Annotated in this window: 16 protein-coding genes and 1 pseudogene; 12 read left to right on the forward strand and 5 right to left on the reverse strand. The window is 71.0% G+C overall.

Translation table 11 applies throughout. The features are described from left to right. Positions 1-14: 14 nt before the first annotated feature. From ACQKQD_RS26505 to ACQKQD_RS26535, 7 genes are all read left to right on the forward strand, one after another. Entirely contained in the window at positions 15-887 is an 873-nt protein-coding gene (locus ACQKQD_RS26505; RefSeq protein ID WP_020094467.1) for a branched-chain amino acid ABC transporter permease, read from the forward strand. After that, positions 884-1918, forward strand: coding sequence for a branched-chain amino acid ABC transporter permease (locus tag ACQKQD_RS26510; protein WP_020094466.1), 1035 nt, complete (start codon positions 884-886; stop codon positions 1916-1918). Before ACQKQD_RS26505 ends, ACQKQD_RS26510 begins: the two co-directional genes overlap by 4 nt. Then, positions 1915-2733 (forward strand): ABC transporter ATP-binding protein, encoded by an 819-nt coding sequence (locus ACQKQD_RS26515; protein WP_427510023.1) that lies wholly within the window; start codon positions 1915-1917, stop codon positions 2731-2733. Before ACQKQD_RS26510 ends, ACQKQD_RS26515 begins: the two co-directional genes overlap by 4 nt. Beyond that, positions 2726-3430 carry an ABC transporter ATP-binding protein gene (locus ACQKQD_RS26520; protein WP_100251686.1) on the forward strand — a complete coding sequence of 235 codons (705 nt, stop codon included), beginning with the start codon at positions 2726-2728 and terminating at the stop codon, positions 3428-3430. Before ACQKQD_RS26515 ends, ACQKQD_RS26520 begins: the two co-directional genes overlap by 8 nt. Next, complete coding sequence (locus ACQKQD_RS26525) at positions 3423-3821, forward strand: Rieske (2Fe-2S) protein (protein WP_427510024.1); 399 nt, start codon at positions 3423-3425, stop codon at positions 3819-3821. The genes ACQKQD_RS26520 and ACQKQD_RS26525 overlap by 8 nt, the downstream gene beginning before the upstream one ends. 667 nt (positions 3822-4488) lie before the next feature. Continuing rightward, positions 4489-5085, forward strand: a complete 597-nt coding sequence (locus ACQKQD_RS26530; RefSeq protein ID WP_056527077.1) for a response regulator — start codon at positions 4489-4491, stop codon at positions 5083-5085. Next, positions 5082-6923 carry an ATP-binding response regulator gene (locus tag ACQKQD_RS26535; RefSeq protein WP_427510025.1) on the forward strand — a complete coding sequence of 614 codons (1842 nt, stop codon included), beginning with the start codon at positions 5082-5084 and terminating at the stop codon, positions 6921-6923. Before ACQKQD_RS26530 ends, ACQKQD_RS26535 begins: the two co-directional genes overlap by 4 nt. A gap of 81 nt (positions 6924-7004) precedes the next feature. Here ACQKQD_RS26535 and ACQKQD_RS26540 read toward each other — a convergent pair whose 3' ends face one another. Beyond that, positions 7005-7448, reverse strand: a complete 444-nt coding sequence (locus ACQKQD_RS26540) for a PACE efflux transporter (RefSeq protein ID WP_020094459.1) — start codon at positions 7446-7448, stop codon at positions 7005-7007. A gap of 89 nt (positions 7449-7537) precedes the next feature. Between ACQKQD_RS26540 and ACQKQD_RS26545 the strand changes: the two genes are divergently transcribed. After that, positions 7538-8437, forward strand: a complete 900-nt coding sequence (locus ACQKQD_RS26545; RefSeq protein WP_427510026.1) for a LysR family transcriptional regulator — start codon at positions 7538-7540, stop codon at positions 8435-8437. 155 nt (positions 8438-8592) lie between these two features. Then, entirely contained in the window at positions 8593-9507 is a 915-nt protein-coding gene (locus ACQKQD_RS26550; RefSeq protein WP_026605139.1) for a LysR family transcriptional regulator, read from the forward strand. A 149-nt stretch (positions 9508-9656) separates the two neighbouring features. On the opposite strand, the gene ACQKQD_RS26555 is transcribed toward ACQKQD_RS26550, so the two are convergent. The 4 genes from ACQKQD_RS26555 to ACQKQD_RS26570 all read right to left on the reverse strand — a co-directional run bounded on the left by ACQKQD_RS26555 (position 9657) and on the right by ACQKQD_RS26570 (position 13237). Further along, the gene (locus tag ACQKQD_RS26555; protein ID WP_020094456.1) at positions 9657-10349 is read right to left on the reverse strand and encodes a helix-turn-helix domain-containing protein; all 693 of its coding nucleotides are present in this window, start codon (positions 10347-10349) and stop codon (positions 9657-9659) included. Positions 10350-10505: 156 nt separating this feature from the next. Further along, on the reverse strand, positions 10506-10844 hold the full coding sequence (locus ACQKQD_RS26560) for an SPW repeat domain-containing protein (RefSeq protein WP_427510027.1): 339 nt from the start codon (positions 10842-10844) through the stop codon (positions 10506-10508). 346 nt (positions 10845-11190) lie between these two features. Then, on the reverse strand, positions 11191-12864 hold the full coding sequence (locus ACQKQD_RS26565; RefSeq protein WP_427510028.1) for a methyl-accepting chemotaxis protein: 1674 nt from the start codon (positions 12862-12864) through the stop codon (positions 11191-11193). 244 nt (positions 12865-13108) lie between these two features. After that, positions 13109-13237, reverse strand: a complete 129-nt coding sequence (locus tag ACQKQD_RS26570) for a hypothetical protein (RefSeq protein ID WP_427510029.1) — start codon at positions 13235-13237, stop codon at positions 13109-13111. Between the two features lie 36 nt (positions 13238-13273). On the opposite strand from ACQKQD_RS26570, the gene ACQKQD_RS26575 reads away from it, so the two are divergent. From ACQKQD_RS26575 to ACQKQD_RS26585, 3 genes and pseudogenes are all read left to right on the forward strand, one after another. Next, complete coding sequence (locus ACQKQD_RS26575) at positions 13274-13696, forward strand: response regulator transcription factor (protein ID WP_427510030.1); 423 nt, start codon at positions 13274-13276, stop codon at positions 13694-13696. Between the two features lie 249 nt (positions 13697-13945). Further along, a pseudogene (puuE, locus tag ACQKQD_RS26580) lies at positions 13946-15055 on the forward strand (allantoinase PuuE); the annotation flags it as partial. Positions 15056-15287: 232 nt separating this feature from the next. Continuing rightward, entirely contained in the window at positions 15288-16784 is a 1497-nt protein-coding gene (locus ACQKQD_RS26585; RefSeq protein ID WP_427510031.1) for an NCS1 family nucleobase:cation symporter-1, read from the forward strand. Positions 16785-16967: the final 183 nt, after the last annotated feature.

Below are 16967 nucleotides of genomic sequence, written 5' to 3' on the forward strand. Positions count from 1 at the left end.
CTCGGAGGCCGCCCGTGAATGAACTGATCCAGCACCTCGTCAACGCGCTCATCCTCGGCGGCACCTACGCGCTGTTGGGGATCGGCCTGACGCTGATCTTCGGGATCATGAACGTCGTGAACTTCACCCACGGCGCGCTCTACACGGTCGGCGCCTACGTCATGTACCTCGCGGTCGCCGCGCTGGGACTGAACTTCTTCCTGGCGCTTCCTGTGGCGATCCTCGGCGGGCTCCTGCTCGGGGCCGCGATCGAGTTGCTGCTGCTGCGCCCGTTCCGAGGCTCGGACATCGACACCACCATGCTGGTGATGATCGGCGCCGGCATCGTCCTGCAATCGGGCACGCTCTGGACCTTCGGCGGCGTCGCCAAGGCGATCCCCGCGCCCTTTCCCGAGGCGCCGCTCCAGGTCGGCCCGGTCTCGGTGTCGTGGCTGCGGCTGTTCGTGCTCGGGGCGGCGCTGACCTTGATCGCCCTCACCTACGCGCTGATCAACCGGACCAAGCTCGGGCTCGCCATGCGCGCCGCGTTCCAGGATTCCGACACGGCGGCGCTGATGGGCGTCGACGTCCGCCGGATCTACACCGCGACCTTCGCCCTCGGCTCGTCGCTGGCGGCGGCGGCCGGCGCGCTCCTCGGTCCGGTCTACGTGGTGTTCCCGCAGATGGGCGGCCTCGCCGAGCTCAAGGCCTTCGCCATCGTCATCCTGGGCGGGCTCGGCAACGTCACCGGCGCGGCGATCGGCGGCTTCATCCTGGCGCTCGCCGAGGAACTGGGCGCCGGCTACGTCTCCTCCGGCTACCGGGACGCGATGGGCTTCCTGATCATCATCGCGGTCCTGCTCTGCAGGCCCACCGGGCTGTTCGCGAAGGCGGAGCGCGTCGGATGAACCGGCTCCTCCCCCTCGCCCTGCTCGCCGGCCTCGTCGCCCTGCCCCTGGGGCTCGGCGCCAACCCCTACCTCCTCAACGCGCTGATCGTGACCGGCATCCTGACGATCGGCGCCATGAGCCTGAACCTGCTCCTCGGCTTCACCGGGCAGCTCAGCCTCGGCCACATCGCGTTCTTCGGGATCGGCGCCTACGTCAGCGCGCTGACCAGCCTCGGCTTCGACGTGGATCTCGGCTTCGGCATCCGGGCGGTCCACGAGCCCTGGCCGGCGGTGGTCGGCCTCCTGCTGGCGACGGCGGCGGCGGGCGCTTGCGGCTACCTGATCGGGCGGCTCTCCTTCCGGGTGCGCGGCGCCTACTTCGTGATCGTGACGATCTCGTTCGCCGAGGTCGTGCGGCTCGTGGCGCTCAACTGGGTGGAGCTGACGCAGGGGCCGCTGGCGCTCACCAACATCCCCGCCATCACCCTCGGCCTGCCGGGCCTCGGGATGTGGACCCTCAAGACCAAGCTCCAGAACTACTACCTCGTGCTGGCCGTGGGGACGCTCTGCTACGCCGTGATCGCCCGCCTGGTCGGCGGACGCTTCGGCCGGGCGATGCGGGGCCTCAAGGAGAACGAGCCGCTGGCGCTCTCGGTCGGCATCAACGCCACGCGCACGCTGACGGTGGCGGCGGTGATCTCGGCCGCCATGGCCGGCGCGGCCGGCAGCCTCTACGCCCATTACCTGCGGATCATCGATCCCGACGTGTTCCTGTTCGCCACCACGGTCACCATGGTCATCATGGTGGTGGCGGGCGGCAAGGGCACCCTGCTGGGCCCGGTCGTCGGCGGCCTGATCTTCGGCCTGCTGCCGGTGGCGCTCCGCCCGGTCATGGCGCCGGAGGCGCAGTGGATCGTCTACGGCCTCGTGCTGATCGTGATCCTGTTCGTGATGCCGCGGGGCATCGTGCCGGGACTGGCGGCGCTGCTGGGCCGCCGCCCGGCCCCGGCCGCGCCCGTCCTCGAGGCCAATCCGGCGGTGCAGCGATGAGCGCGATCCTCTCCGTCGAGCATGTCGGCGTCCGCTTCGGGGGCCTCGTCGCCATCGCCGACCTGCATTTCGACGTCCACGCGGGCGAGATCGTCAGCCTGATCGGCCCGAACGGGGCCGGCAAGACGACGGCCTTCAACGTGATGACGGGCTTCCTCAAGCCCAGCCAGGGCGCGGTCCGCTTCCGCGGCACGTCCCTGAAGGGCCTGCCGCCGCACGCGATCACGCGGCTCGGCCTCGCCCGCACCTTCCAGCGCACCAGCGTCTTCCCGGACGACACGGTGTTCGACAACGTGATGATCGGCCTGCACCAGATGGGCGCCGCGGCGGGCCGCGCGCCCGTTCTGGACGCGCTTCTCGGCCGCGCGGGGGCCGGCGAGAGGCAGCTGCGCGCCCGGGCCGCGGCGCTGCTCGACTGGGTCGGGCTCGCCGGGCGGGCGCAGGAGAAGGCCGGCGCCCTCGCCTACGGGGAGCAGCGCCTCGTCGGCGTGGCGCTGGCGCTCGCCACCGAGCCCGCCATGCTGCTTCTCGACGAGCCGGTCTCGGGGATGAACGCTTCCGAGACGCGGGTCTTCGTGCGCCTGATCCGGCAAATCCGGGAGCGCGGCGTCACCATCCTGCTCGTCGAGCACGACATGCCGATGGTGATGGAGGTGTCCGACCGCATCGTCGTCCTCAACTACGGGCGCCTGATCGCCGAGGGGCCGCCGGACCGGATCCGCAGCGACCCGGCGGTGATCGAGGCCTATCTCGGCCAGGGCAGCGCCGCCCGGCAGGCCGCCGCGGCTGCCGCGCAGGAGGCGGTCCATGCTTGAGATCCGCGACCTCGTCTGCGGCTACGGCCACGTCACGGCGCTGAAGGGGCTCACGATCGACGTGCGCGCGGGCCAGCTCGTCGCCCTCGTCGGCGCCAACGGCGCCGGCAAGTCCACGACGCTCCGGGCGATCTCCGGCCTCGTCCCGCCGCGCTCCGGCGCGATCCGGTTCGCCGGCCGGGACATCGCGGGGGCGGAGCCCCGCCGGATCCTGGCGGCGGGCATCGCCCATTGCCCGGAGGGCCGGCGCGTCTTCCCGCAGATGACGGTCGCCGAGAACCTCGCCATGGGCGCCTACCTGCGCCGCGACCGGGCGGCGGTCGCGGCGGACCTGGCGCGCATCTACGGGGAGTTCCCGCGCCTCGCGGAGCGGCGCGACCAGGCCGCCGGCACGCTGTCGGGCGGCGAGCAGCAGATGCTGGCGATCGGCCGCGCGCTGATGGGGCGCCCGAAGCTCGTGCTGTTCGACGAGCCCTCCCTGGGGCTCGCCCCCAACATCGTCGAGCGGATGTTCGCGGTGATCGGGGCGATCCGCGACGCCGGCACGACCGTGCTCCTCGTGGAGCAGAACGCCTTCGCGGCTCTCGAACTCTGCGACTACGCCTACCTCCTCGAGACCGGCCGCATCGTCCTCGAGGGGCGCGGGCAGGACCTCATCGCCGACCCCCACGTGCGGGACGCCTATCTCGGTGGCTGAGCGGGATCTGCCGGGCCGGATCCGCCTCGGCCCGGTCGACCTTCTCGGCGACCGGGACCTGCTCCCCGTCACGGCGGTCGGCCGCCGGCTGCTCCTCGTTCGGGACGGGGCCCGGATCGTGGCCGCCGAGCGCGCCTGCCCGCACGAGGGGGCCGACCTCGCCCTCGGACGCTGCGTCGCGGGCCGGCTGCACTGCCCCCGGCATCAGGCGTCGTTCGACCTCCGGGACGGTGCCGTCTCGCCGGGCTGGTCGTTCCGGGCCCTGCGCCTGTCCGCGATCGAGGCGGCGCCGGACGGGCTCTGGCTCAGGACCGGCTCCGGCCTTCTCGCGCCGGACACCGCGCCGCCGGGCGGGCGTGGATCCCCGACCGGCACCGAGATCCGACGGTAGAGCGATCGAGATCAGCCGATCCGTCTCGCTCTACGGCAGCGAGGTCGGGATCGCGGCGCTCACCGCCTGTCTCGCGCGGACGATCGGCCCGCACGCGCGCCTGCTCGCGCGGGGACGCATCGCGAGGACGGTCGCGGATCCCACCGGCCGCTGAGGATCGGCGCTGATCGCCCGTCCGAAGGTGTCGGCCCAGGACAGCCTCGTCACGTTGTCCGGGGTCGGAGCGGGCGGAGCTTCCCGGTCGGCCGCCCGGCCGCGCTTGCGGGCCGCGGCACCGATCCACCGCACGATCAGGGGACCCTTCGCGTCGAACGTCGGATCGGACGCGGTCCGGCCGATGCCTCGTCTCTGACGGCGATGAACCATGGGATTCCCTCGAATCGACTTGGGAGGGCCGCGCGCGCGCGGTCCGACGGACGTCACCGCCCGCGATCACCGGACCGTCGCCGCGACGGCAGCGGTGTGAAGCGCGGGCCGCGCGGGATGGCGGACGCCCTCGCCCAGCATCCGATCCCGTCCGCGTGGTCTCCAGCTGCATGTCCGGGCGCGCGCGATCGAATTCCTCGACCCGTGGCTTAGCCGATCGGGATGGCTTCGTGGACCAGTCCACATGGACTGGTCCATGACCCGTGACGGCGCCTGTGCGGTTGCTCTAGACAGGATCCGCATGGCGCAGGAAGCAATCCTCATCATCGATGACCACGCGCTGTTCCGGTCCGGCATCGTCTCGATGCTGTCGACGGCGTTCGATGAGATCCCGGTTCTCGACAGCCCATCGCTGCACGAGGCGCTCGCCATCGTGGCCGTCGTCCCGACGATCGTCCTCCTCGACATCCAGTTGCCGGGCATCGGCGGGCTCGAGGGGATGGGCCTGCTCCAGCAACGCTGGCCGGCCGCCCGGATCGTCGTCGTGTCCGGCCTGGATCTGCCCGATACCGTCAGCACGGCGCTGGCGCAGGGCGCCTGCGCGTTCCTGTCCAAGACCGACCGCCCCGAGCGGATGATGACGGTCCTGCGCGAGATGCTCGCCCGGTCGTCCGCGGTCCCGCGGGTCGGGGGCGCCCTCTGCCCGACGCTCACGCCGCGGCAGGCCGAGGTGCTGACCCTCGTCGGGCGCGGATTGTCCAACAAGATGATCGGACGCAATCTCGGTCTGTCGGAACACACGGTCCGCGGCCACGTGCAGGGTCTGCTGTCGGTCCTGGGGGTGACCCGGCGCGCCGAGGCGGTGTTCAAGGCGCAGCAGTTCGGCCTGATCCGATGAGCCCGTCGCAGGAGGAGCGGATCGCGGCCGAGCAGTTGCGCCTCGTCCTGGACGGCGTCACGCAGTCGGTCGCCGTCGGTTTCCTCGTCTCGACGCTCATGCTGGCCGTGCTGTGGAGCCTGGTGCCCCACGCCGTCCTGCTGAGCTGGTACGGCGCGTTCCTCGTCGAGCGGTTCGGGGCGGCCGCCTACGCGCGTCGTGTCCGCGCCGCGATCGGCGAGCCCGACCGCGCCCGCCGGGTCGAGCGGGTCATCTTCCTGAGCAAGATCGTCGAGGGCGCGATCCTGGGATCGCTGATCTGGATCGCGCTGCCGCTCCAGGTCCCGGCGGTGAGCATCCTGACCATGTCGCTGCTGGGCGCGACCTGCAGCAACGGCGTCTCGCTCCTGGCGCCGCGGCGGCACCTCTACCTCGCCCTCGTCGTGCCCGTCGCCGTCCTGGCCGCGGGAACCCTCTGGTCGCTCGGCGGCGCGCCCTACCGCGCCCTGGCAATCTGCTCGATCCTCTTCGTGGTCGGGCAGTACGGTCAGGTCGTGCTCGCCAGCCGCCGCGTGCGGGAATCGATCGAGCTCCGCTTCGAGAACGCGGCCCTCGTGGAGCAGCTGCGCGCGGAGACCGCCGCGGCGCACCGGGCCCGCCGCGACGCCGAGCACGCCAACACCGCGAAGTCGCAGTTCCTCGCGGCGGCCAGCCACGACCTGCGCCAGCCGGTCCACGCCCAGGGCCTCTTCCTCCAGGCGCTGAGCCAGACGGATCTCGCCGCGCCGCAGCGGCGGATCCTGCAGAACGCCCAGACCGCGAACGTCGCGTCGACCGACATGCTCAACACGCTTCTGGACTTCTCGCGCCTGGAGGCCGGAGTCATCACGCCGCGGCCCCGCGCCTTCGAGCTCCAGCCGCTCCTCGACAAGATCGAGAACGAGCTGGCGCCGCTGGCCGACGCCAAGCGCCTGATCTATCGGACGCCCCAGACGGACCTGGCGATCGTCTCGGACCCGGCCCTGCTGGAGCTGGTCCTGCGCAATCTCGTCCTCAACGCCATCCGGTACACCGAGCGCGGCGGCGTCCTCATCGGCTGCCGGCGCCGGCGCGCCGGCGTGTCGATCGAAGTCTACGACACCGGGATCGGCATCCCGGTCGACAAGCGCGAGGACATCTTCCGGGAGTTCTACCAGCTCGGGAATCCCGAGCGCGATCGTCACAAGGGTCTGGGGCTGGGACTCGCGATCGCGCGCGGGATCGCCGCCTCGCTCGATCACCCGCTCTCCCTCTCGTCGAAGGTGGGGAGCGGCAGCGTCTTCCGCATCCTCGTCCCCCGGACGCTCGATGCCGGGCGGGACGCCGGGCTCGACGACGCGCCCGCGGCCGCCATCGCGGAGAGCGGTGGCCTGGTCGGCGCCCGCATCCTGATCGTCGACGACGATGCCATCGTCCGCGACGCGATGGTGGCGCTCCTCTCCGGCTGGGGTTGCCTGTGCTGGGCCTTCGAGGACCCGACCGACGTCACCGAACTGCCGCCGCAGGGGCCGCCGCCGGACGCGCTGATCTGCGACTACCGCCTGCGCAGGGGCCAGACCGGCGCCGAAGCCATCGCGACGCTGCGGCAGCATTGGGGACGGCCGATCCCGGCGATCCTCATCACCGGCGACACCGCGCCCGTCCGCATGCGGGAGGCCTTGGACAGCGGGGTCCCTCTGATTCACAAGCCGGTCCGGCCCGACCTTCTCCAGAAGGCGCTCGCCGCGCTGATCCCGCCGGGCCGGCCACCCGTCGGTCCCTTGGGCGCGGAGGTTCGGCGCGGACCGGAGACGACGGATCTCGTCCGCGCGGAGGGATAGCGGGCGCCTCACGCGGCGCCGCGGACCCTCGAACGCCCGCCGCGCCGCCGTCGCGGTCTCGCCGCGCGGCCGGCGCGAGCGTCAGCGGGACGGCTCGGCGGCAGCCTCGGTCCAGCTCGGGAGCGGGAAGGTTCGATCGTAGGCGAGATTGAACACGAAGGCGTAGGCCACGTAGAAGGCCGCGATCGCCAGATCCATGAAGAAGGCCTCCACGAGGCCGATGCCGAGATACCACGCGATCGGCGGCAGCAGGATCAGGAGCAGCCCCGCCTCGAACAGCACCGCGTGGGCGACCCGCAGGACGAGGCTCTTGCGCGTGTGCCCGGCGAGCCGCTGCATCGTCCGGTCGAAGCCGAGATTGTAGACGTAGTTCCAGCTCGTCGCGACGAGGGCGCTGCCGATTCCGATCACGCCCATGTCGGCGGCGTGCAGGCCGAAGGCCGCGGTCCCGAGCGGGACGATGAGGAGCAGCCCGATAACCTCGAACAGGATGGCGTGGCGAATGCGGTCGCGGGTGGTGCGCATGGTCTCGCTCTCGAGAGGCGGATTGGTCAGCCGCTCTCTATCTGCGATAAGGCGATCCACAAGTTAGAAAGTATCGGATAAACAGATAGATGGCGGTCTCGCTCGACCAGCTCCAGGCTTTCGTAGCGGCGGCCGAGGCCGGGTCGTTCTCGGGCGCGGCGCGGGTGCTGCGGAAGGCGCAGTCGGCCGTCAGCACGCAGGTGGCCAACCTCGAGACGGATCTGGGGCTGGCGCTGTTCAGCCGCGCGGGCCGGAACCCGGTGCTGACCCCGGCGGGCGAGCGGCTGCTGCTGGAGGCGCGCGTGGTGCTCGACCGGCGGGAGCACCTGATCGGTGTGGCGAGCAGCCTGGAGCAGGGCGTCGAGAACCGGCTGGTGGTCGCCATCGACGAGCTCTACCCCGAGCACGCCCTCGGCGCCCTATTCGCCAGCTTCGCCCAGCGCTTCCCCTTCGTGGAGCTCGAGCTGCTCTTCCCGCTGATGGAGGATGTCAGCCGCATGGTCCAGTCGGGCGCCGCCGACCTGGGCGTGATGTGGCGCCAGGAGGGGCTCCCGACGGAGCTCGGGTTCCGGACCATCGGCTGGGTGCCGCTCAAGCTGGTCTGCGGCCGTGATCACCCGCTCGCGAAGGAGCGGGTGGCGTGGGAGGAGCTGAAGCGCCACCGCCAAATCCTCGTGGCCGCCCGCGGCGACGGGGCGGAGAAGCGCCGTCTGCGGGTCGCCGCCGAGGTGTGGTGGGTGGAGAGCCACTGGGTCATCCTGAAGATGGTGAAGCACGGGATCGGCTGGGCCTTCGTCACCGACCACGTCATCGCCGCGTCCCTCACGGCGCCGTACCTCGTGACGCCCGACCTCCAGTTCGATGAGGGCGACTGGCCGATCGCCCTGGAACTGGTCTGGCACAAGCAGCGGCCCTGCGGCCCCGCCGCGGCCTGGCTCCGCGAGCGTTTCGCCGCGGAGCGCGTCGGGATCCACCCGGGCGGGACCTGAGCGCGGTGCGGGACGGACGCCTGCCGGGTCCCGCCTCGGCGACACGCCGCTGTCGACGGTCCTGACGGGCCGGCGAGATCCCGGCCGTCGAGGACGTCCACCCCGCGAGTCTAGACGCAAAAGACCTTCCGTGCTTCTATCCATTCGAAATTCCTATGGGTCGGCCCATGGAACTCCGGCATCTTCGCTACTTCGCCGCGGTGGCGGAGCATCTCAGCTTCACCGCCGCCGCCCAGAGCCTGGGCGTGTCGCAGCCGCCGCTGAGCCAGCAGATCCGCGATCTCGAGGTGGAGATCGGCGTCAACCTGTTCGAGCGCTCGAGCCGGCGCGTCGTCCTGACCGCGGCGGGCGAGGATTTCCTCGGGAACGCGCGGGCGGTCCTCGCGCAGGTCGCCGATGCCGTCGACCGGGCGCGGACGATCGGCACCGGAACAGCCGGCATCCTCAACATCGGCATGACGAGTTCCGTCCTCGCGGGGCCGGCCGGTTGCCTGATCCGGGCCTTCGAGCAGCGCTTCCGGGCGGTGGACGTGCGCATCCACGAGATGGCGCCGGCCGACCAGATTGCGGCCCTCAAGGCGAACCGGACGGATCTCAGCTTCCTCCGCAGCCCCCCCGAGGATCCGGATCTCGTCGCCCACCTGGCGTGGCCGGAGCGGCTCTGCGTGGCCGTGCCGCGCGAGCACACCCTCGCCGCCGGTCGCAGTGTCGCGATCGACGTCTTCCGCAGCGAGCCGCTGATCTCGCTCGGCCTCGAGAGCTCGCGCTTCGCGGCGGATATCTACCAAGCCTGCATCGCGCGCGGGTTCACGCCGAGCATCTCGCAGCAGGTCCGCGAGGCCTCGTCGCTGATCAACCTGGTCGCGGCGGGCTTCGGTCTCGCCATCATCCCGGAATTCGTCGGCCGGCCGAGACATCCGGACGTCGTCGTCCTGCCGATCAAGCCGCCCTTCCTGTCGGCGGACGTCTACGCGCTGCATCATCAGCGCCGAAACCCGGTGATCGACAACTTTCTCGGGCTGATCCGCGAGGAGGCCCCGGGCTTGATCGCGCGCTTCCAGAGGCGGTGACGCCCTTCGTCTCCGCACCCGCTCGCCGGCGCCGTCCGCGACCGTCTCCGAGGCAGCGTCCTGCGCGCAGACGCCACCCCGAAAGCCAACGCGAAACCACGCGGTAGCCCGCAGCGGCGTTCCCGGTGGCGTCCCCGGCGGCGCCTGTCTCAATCCTCGACGAGCCGGCGCAGCCGGGTCCGATGCAGGCACACCTGTCGGCCGCCGTCGCGTCGCAACACCCCGTCCTCCTCCAGCTGCGAGAGGGTGCGGGATACGGTCTCGATGGTCAGGCCGAGGTAGTCGGCGATGTCGCGGCGGGTCATCGGCAGCGCGAAGGTGCCGGCGGCGCCGAGGCGGTCATCGACCTCCAGCAGGAAGGCGGCGACCCGCTCCTGGGCCGAGCGCCGTCCGAGCAGGAGTGCCAAGTCCTGGGCGTGTCGCAGGTCGCTCGTGGCCATGCTCCAGAGTCGGCAGGCGACCTCGGCCCGCCCGGTCGCGGCGCGCTCGACCTGTCGCCGCTTGAAGATCAGCACCTTGGTGCTGGTGAGGGCTTCGGCGGTCTGGCGATTGGTCTCGCCCTGCCCGAGCCCGAACAGGTCGCCGGGCAGGTGGAAGCCCGTGATCTGGCGGCGCCCGTCGCTCAGGACCCTGTGGGTGCGCACCGCGCCGCTGAGGACCTTGTAGACGAACTCGGCCTCCTCGCCCTCTCCGTAGATCTCCTCCTCGCGGGCGTAGGAGAACGGTGTCCCAACGACGTCGGGGCATCCCGCGAACAGGGTGCTCCCCTCGATCTCCGGGACGGGAGCGGGACGGGCTGCGGGCCCCTCCGGTGCTGTCCGTGCCGTGAACTCGGTGCTCATCGCTGCGCTCCTCGCCTGCGTCGGTCGGGACGAGATTGGCAGCGGGCGGGAGGCGGAGAAATTCCGGTCGGAGCCTTAAGGCGCGCCCCTTAAGGGCAATCCCGTAGTCGCGTGTGCCGGCCGGATGCCCGCGGCCGCGGCGGCGACGGGCGCGCCTCAGACGGAGCGCGCCTGGGGCGACACGAAGAGCCGCCACAGCGCGTACGCGGCCAGGGCGGCCACGGCGAGCCCGGTCAGGCCGTGCACCCACACGGGTGCCGTCGCGTCGGCGAAGCCGAGAACCCAGGGCGCCACGGCCGCCCAGAGCCCGAGGGCGACGTTGAGGTATTCCTCCCAGGCGCAGGTCACGCCGAGGGCCAGGAGTGCGACCACGGTGATGGCGCCCCCGGTCACGAAGGCGTTGCGCGCGGCGGCCGTCTCGTAGCCCAGATTCAAGTACCAAGGTGCGAGGAGGAGCGCGACGCCCAGGAGCATGTTGAGCGCGTTCGGGACCATATCCGCCGTTCGGTTCTCGATCGTTCTCACCGGATTCCCCGCGCGGGCTGACGGCATCGGCGGCCCGATGTCCGGGCACCCGAGCCCTGAGCGACAGACGACCTGCCATCTTTCACGGCCCGAGCATCCGGTATCCGTGCGGCCGGTCATTGATCTGGCTCAAGTCGATCACGGCCTTGCCCGCGTGTCAGGATCCGGCAAGCTTGGCGCGGCCGCGGATTTGCTGCGCGCTGTGGGTGGCCGACTCGATTCTCGAGATTGTCGTCGCCGACGGGACGCGCGCGCGTCGGCGAGATCCGCGTGCTCCCGTCGGACCGGGCGGACGCGGATCTCGGTCATGGCGCCCTCAGGCGGCGCGGACGGTGGCGAGGAAGCGGGCGACTTCGGCGCCGAGATGCTCGGATTGCCGCGACAGCTCCGAGGCCGCCGACAGGACCTGCGAGGCCGCAGCCCCCGTCTCCTCCGACGCCTGCGCCACGCCGGCGATGTTGCCCGTCACCGCGTTCGTCCCCGCCGAGGCCTGCGCCACGTTGCGCACGATCTCCTGGGTCGCCGCGCCCTGCTCCTCGACGGCCGCCGCGATCGAGGTCGCCACGCTGTCGATCTCCCGGATCCGGCCCGTGATCCCGCCGATCGCCGTCACCGCCTGCGCGGTCACCCCCTGGACCTCGCCGATCTGGCGCGCGATCTCCTCGGTCGCCTTGGCGGTCTGCTCGGCCAGCGCCTTCACCTCGGAGGCCACCACCGCGAAGCCCCGCCCGGCCGCGCCGGCGCGGGCCGCCTCGATCGTGGCGTTGAGCGCCAGCAGGTTGGTCTGGCCGGCGATGCCGGAGATCATCCCGACCATGTCGCCGATCCGCGCGGCGTTCTGGCTGAGCGCCTGGACGAGGTAGGCGGTCTGGTCGGCCTCGCCCACCGCGGCCTGGGCGAGGTGGGCCGAGCCGGTCACCTGCCGGCCGATCTCCTGGACCGACGAGCCGAGCTCCTCGGCGGCGGCCGCGACGGTGTTGACGTTGGTGGACGCCTCCTCGGCGGCCGCGGCCACGGTGGTCGACTGGGATGCGGTCTCCTGGGCGGTGGCGGTCATCTGCTGGGCGGTGGCCTGGAGCTCGGTGGCCGAGGACGAGACCAGGCCGACGATGCCGCCGACGGCGCGCTCGAAGCCGTCGGCGAGCTCGATCATGGTGCGGCGGCGCTCGGCGGCGGCGGCCGCGTCGGCGCGGCGCCGGACCTCGGCCTCCTCGGCGGCCTTGCGGGCGACCATGGCCTTGATGCCCTCGACCGCCTGGCCGACGGCGCCGATCTCGTCGCCGCGGGTGGCCTCGCGGATCTCGGCGTCGACCGCGCCGCGGGCCATCCGCTGCAGGACGCCCACGAGGCTGCCCAGCGGGCGCGTGATCTGTACGACGATCACGTACACGCCGTAGGCGATGCTGAGCGCGGCGAGCGCGAGCGCGGCCAGGAGCGCGAGGCGCGACCAGCCGGCAATCGTCTCCGAGCGCCGGAACTCCGCCTCGGCTTCCCGGACCTGCAACGCGGTCAGCTTGCTCAGCGTGGCGTTGGTGGCCTGCATGCTCTTCAGCAGGTCCGTATGGGTGGTCTCGAAATCCGAGGCCGCGCCGGCGGCGACGCGCTTGAGGATCTCGGCCGCGATCGCGTCGTTCCGATCGACGCCCAGCTGCAGGTCCTTGGCGAGGGCCTCCTCCTCCGGGGTCAGGTAGGTCGCCAGATAGGCCGACCACTCCTTGTGGAGCTTCGACAGATCGCGCTCGATCTTGTCCTTGGCCTCTGCCGGCGCGATCTGCTTGCCGCGCAGCTGGCGCGAGGCGTCGAGCAGGTCATCGTAGGCGTCGCGGATGATGCTGAACTGCCGGAGACAGACGACGCGATCATCGAAGACGGTCTTCAGGCTCTGATGGCTCCAGTGGAGCGAGAGATTTCCGAGCGCCGCCGTGGCGAGCAGCACCAAGCCGAGTCCGCCGAGCAGCGAGACGAGTCGCAGTTTGATGGTCATTTTCATGAGGCGGATGTCCAGGCGACGGAACCCAGGGCTGCGAACGCGTCAGCCAGGCTGAGCAGTCATGATCAGGTTGCGTAAAATATACGCAAACTGATTAAGATTTATTCTGAAGAGTTTCCCGTTACAGGGTCTGTCATTCGGTCTCCGGCTCGCGATATCGTGCGTGCAAAGACGGTTATTCAACTTCAAGATGAGGAACCGGAGCTGAATCAATCGGAAAGGGCCTCCGGTGCGGACCGGAGCGTCACCGCTCGACGTGGCCGATCGCCGCACAGCAGGCGGCGCGGGAGCCGGGATCGACCGGGGCAGGAACGTCGCCGGTCTCGGGATTGGGGGCCAGCACGGGCGCGGCCCCGGTCTTGAGGCAGGTCAAGGTCGGCCGCCGCGGACCGCCCCTAAGCTCGGCACCATGACCTCACTGGACGCCACGCTCCCGGCGAACGCCACGCTGTCCGCCGCGTCGAGCCTCATCTACGTCGTGGACGATGACCCGGCCATCCTGCACTCGACCCGCTTCCTCTTGGAGAGCGAGGGCCACCGGGTGGAGACCTTCGCCGACGGACGCGCGCTGCTGGCCGCCTTCCCCGGCCCGCACCCGACCTTCGTCCTGCTGGACCACGTCATGCCGGGGATGGACGGGCTCGCGGTGTGGGGCCGGCTGCGCGACCTCGCTGCCGGCGTGCCCGTGATCCTGATCACCGGCCACCCCGATCCGGGCATCCGGAGCCGCGCCCGCGCCGCCGGCATACCCCTGGTCGAGAAGCCGCTGGCGTTCGACGCCCTGATGGGCATGCTCGCCGCCGGCCGGATCCCCGCCAGCCGCGCCCGTTAGGGTCCGCGGTGCCCGCTCGGGACGCCCGACCGTCGGGCCGCCGACGCGGCGGCGCGTGAGGTCGTCGACCCGGCACGGGCAGGCTCCGCCGGATCGACGACAGGCCGGTGGCGATCCGCCCGACGGCGCTCCGACACTCAGATCAATGATCGCACCATCTAAACGCGCAACCTATCAATCAAGCCGAACAAGATATTGGACCAACGGTCGGCCGTGCGTCTATCTCGCGTCGGAACGAGGGATCACGCCATGTTCGACCTCGACCAGGACTATCCCCGCGACATGGTCGGATACGGCCGGCATCGACCGGACCCGGCCTGGCCCGGGGGCAAGCGCGTCGCCGTCCAGTGCGTCATCAACTACGAGGAGGGCGGCGAGAACTGCATCCTCCACGGTGACGCGGCGTCCGAGGCCTTCCTCTCCGAGATCGTCGGGGCCCTGCCCTGGCCGGGGAAGCGCCACGCCAACATGGAGTCGATCTACGAGTACGGCGCCCGCGCCGGCTTCTGGCGCCTCTGGCGCGCGTTCACGCGCCGCAACCTCCCGGTCACGGTCTTCGGCGTCGCCTCGGCGATGCAGCGCAACCCCGAGGCCGTCGCCGCGATGGTCGAGTCCGGCTGGGAGATCGCCAGCCACGGCCTGCGCTGGATCGACTACCGCGACCACAGCCCGGAGGCCGAGCGCGCCGATATCGACGCCGCCGTCGCGCTGCAGGCATCACTGACGGGCAGCAGGCCCCTCGGTCTGTACCAGGGGCGCACCTCCGCGAACACGCTCGCCATCGGCGCCGCCGAGGGCGGATTCCTGTACCTCGCCGATTCCTACGCCGACGACCTGCCCTACTGGCTGCGGATCGGGGGGCGTCAGCAGCTCGTCGTCCCCTACACCCTCGACGCCAACGACATGCGGTTCGCCACCGCCCAGGGCTTCAACAACGGCGACCAGTTCTTCGGCTACCTCAAGGACACGTTCGACGTCCTGTACCGCGAGGGCGAGGCGGGACGGGGCGGCATCATGTCGGTGGGGCTGCACTGCCGCCTGGTCGGGCGTCCGGGGCGGATGGCCGCGCTGGAGCGGTTCCTCGACTACGTGGGCGATCACCCCGACGCCTGGGTGACCACGCGGCTGGACATCGCCCGTCACTGGATCGCGGCCCACCCGCCGCGCGGCGGCTACCGGCCGACCTGCATGGGCCGCGCCCTGTTCGGCGCGGTCTTCGGCCCGGTCTGCGCCGGGCTGGCCGACGCGTCGCCCGCGGCGGGCGTGGCGATGGCGGAGCGGGTCCACGCGGCCGGACTCCCCGCGGAGGCGGACGACCCGTCCGGCCTGGCCCGGCTCCTCGCGGAGGCCGCGGGCGCCCCGGCCGACGCGGGCGGCCTCCGGACCCGCCTCGCGGCGGTCGTCGCGGGATAGACAAGTCGACGTCGCGACCGGGACTTGGAGGTCCGAACTCGGTCGTGATCTGTATTCAGGTCGTGTTTTCAGAAGTCAGGAGACGGAGAGTTCCAGGTTTTGCATGGCGGTCCCAGCGGGTCGTCAGCGTCACGGAAAAAGCCCGGCAACAGGGCTGCGCCAGTCAGGGAGAAACGCCATGTACGCACAGGTCGAGGCCGCCGACATCAGCACGGCCGTGTCGGACGAACGGGAAGCCGTCGTCATCAAGCCGAGCTACGATCCGGATCTCGTGAACAAGGATCTGGCCCCGCTGCGCAAGCAGACCTGGGGCACCTACAACATCTTCGCCTTCTGGATGTCTGACGTCCACAGCGTCGGCGGATACGTGACCGCCGGCTCCCTGTTCTCGCTGGGCCTCGTGAGCTGGCAGGTGCTGATCGCCCTGCTCGTCGGCATCGTGATCGTCCAGATCTTCTGCAACCTCGTCGCCAAGCCGAGCCAGCAGACCGGCACGCCCTATCCGGTGATCTGCCGCGCCTCCTTCGGGGTCAAGGGCGCCAACATCCCGGCGATCATCCGCGGGCTGATCGCGGTCGCGTGGTACGGCATCCAGACCTACCTCGCCTCGGCGGCGCTGACGGTGGTGGCGCTCCGCTTCTACCCCGAACTCGCCGTCTACGCCGACGTCAAGCAGTACGGCTTCGCCGGCCTGTCGGGTCTGGGCTGGGCCGCCTTCATGACGCTCTGGGTCCTGCAGGCGCTGGTCTTCTGGCGCGGCATGGAGGCGATCCGCGTGTTCATCGACTGGGCGGGGCCGGCGGTCTACGTGGTGATGATCGCGCTCGCCGCGTACCTCGTCGCCAAGGCCGGGATCGGCGAGATCGGGCTGACCCTGGGCACCGTGAAGTATACCGGCTGGGACGCCCTGCCGGTGATGATCAACGCCGTCGCCCTCGTGGTCTCCTACTTCTCCGGGCCGATGCTGAACTTCGGCGACTTCTCGCGCTACGGCGCGAGCTTCGAGGCGGTGAGGAAGGGTAACTTCTGGGGTCTCCCGGTGAACTTCCTCGGGTTCTCGCTCCTGACGGTCGTCACCGCCTCGGCGACGGTTCCGGTCTTCGGCCACCTGATCACCGACCCGGTGGAGACGGTGAGCCGCATCGACAGCACCTTCGCGGTCGTGCTCGGCGCCTTCACCTTCATGACCGCGACCATCGGGATCAACATCGTCGCGAACTTCGTCTCGCCCGCGTTCGACTTCTCGAACGTGTCGCCGCGGCGGATCTCGTGGCGCATGGGCGGGATGATCGCGGCCGTCGGCTCGATCTTCATCACGCCCTGGAACCTCTACAACAATCCCGCTGTGATCCACTACACGCTCGACGTCCTCGGCGCGTTCATCGGCCCGCTGTTCGGGATCCTGATCGCCGACTTCTACTTCGTGAAGAAGCAGAAGGTGGTCCTCGACGACCTCTACACGATGAGCCCCGCCGGGACGTACTGGTACAGTGGCGGATACAACCGCGCCGCGGTGACCGCCATGATCCCCTCGGCCCTCATCCCCGTGCTCTGCGTGATCCTGCCGGGCCTGGAGGGCGTGGCGAACTTCACGTGGTTCATCGGGTGCGCCCTGGGCTTCGCGATCTACACCGCCCTCATGCGCCGCCCCGCGGGCGCGGCCCGTCCTGCCTGAGGCCGTCCTGCCTGAGGCCGTCCGGACCTGGACCCGCCCCGGTCCCGACCTGGACCCGCCCCGGTCCGGATCGGAGACACGAACGGCCCGGCGGCGCGGCCTGACCCGCGCCGCCGGGCACCCCGACCTCCCCATCCCCGGCCGGCTGCGTGCGGGCCTCTGCCCGGCCATCCGGCCGGCTCC

Origin of the sequence: Methylobacterium sp. NPDC080182 (genome assembly GCF_050281105.1) — a bacterium.
Lineage (GTDB): Bacteria > Pseudomonadota > Alphaproteobacteria > Rhizobiales > Beijerinckiaceae > Methylobacterium.

Coding starts and splice junctions, on each gene's coding strand:
- ACQKQD_RS26555 (WP_020094456.1), bottom strand. CDS start 10,349: ATGAGCACCGAGTTCACGGCACGGACAGCACCGGAGGGGCCCGCAGCC.
- ACQKQD_RS26510 (WP_020094466.1), top strand. CDS start 884: ATGAACCGGCTCCTCCCCCTCGCCCTGCTCGCCGGCCTCGTCGCCCTG.
- ACQKQD_RS26515 (WP_427510023.1), top strand. CDS start 1,915: ATGAGCGCGATCCTCTCCGTCGAGCATGTCGGCGTCCGCTTCGGGGGC.
- ACQKQD_RS26560 (WP_427510027.1), bottom strand. CDS start 10,844: ATGGTCCCGAACGCGCTCAACATGCTCCTGGGCGTCGCGCTCCTCCTC.
- ACQKQD_RS26585 (WP_427510031.1), top strand. CDS start 15,288: ATGTACGCACAGGTCGAGGCCGCCGACATCAGCACGGCCGTGTCGGAC.
- ACQKQD_RS26520 (WP_100251686.1), top strand. CDS start 2,726: ATGCTTGAGATCCGCGACCTCGTCTGCGGCTACGGCCACGTCACGGCG.
- ACQKQD_RS26530 (WP_056527077.1), top strand. CDS start 4,489: ATGGCGCAGGAAGCAATCCTCATCATCGATGACCACGCGCTGTTCCGG.
- ACQKQD_RS26535 (WP_427510025.1), top strand. CDS start 5,082: ATGAGCCCGTCGCAGGAGGAGCGGATCGCGGCCGAGCAGTTGCGCCTC.
- ACQKQD_RS26565 (WP_427510028.1), bottom strand. CDS start 12,864: ATGAAAATGACCATCAAACTGCGACTCGTCTCGCTGCTCGGCGGACTC.
- ACQKQD_RS26545 (WP_427510026.1), top strand. CDS start 7,538: ATGGCGGTCTCGCTCGACCAGCTCCAGGCTTTCGTAGCGGCGGCCGAG.
- ACQKQD_RS26550 (WP_026605139.1), top strand. CDS start 8,593: ATGGGTCGGCCCATGGAACTCCGGCATCTTCGCTACTTCGCCGCGGTG.
- ACQKQD_RS26540 (WP_020094459.1), bottom strand. CDS start 7,448: ATGCGCACCACCCGCGACCGCATTCGCCACGCCATCCTGTTCGAGGTT.
- ACQKQD_RS26575 (WP_427510030.1), top strand. CDS start 13,274: ATGACCTCACTGGACGCCACGCTCCCGGCGAACGCCACGCTGTCCGCC.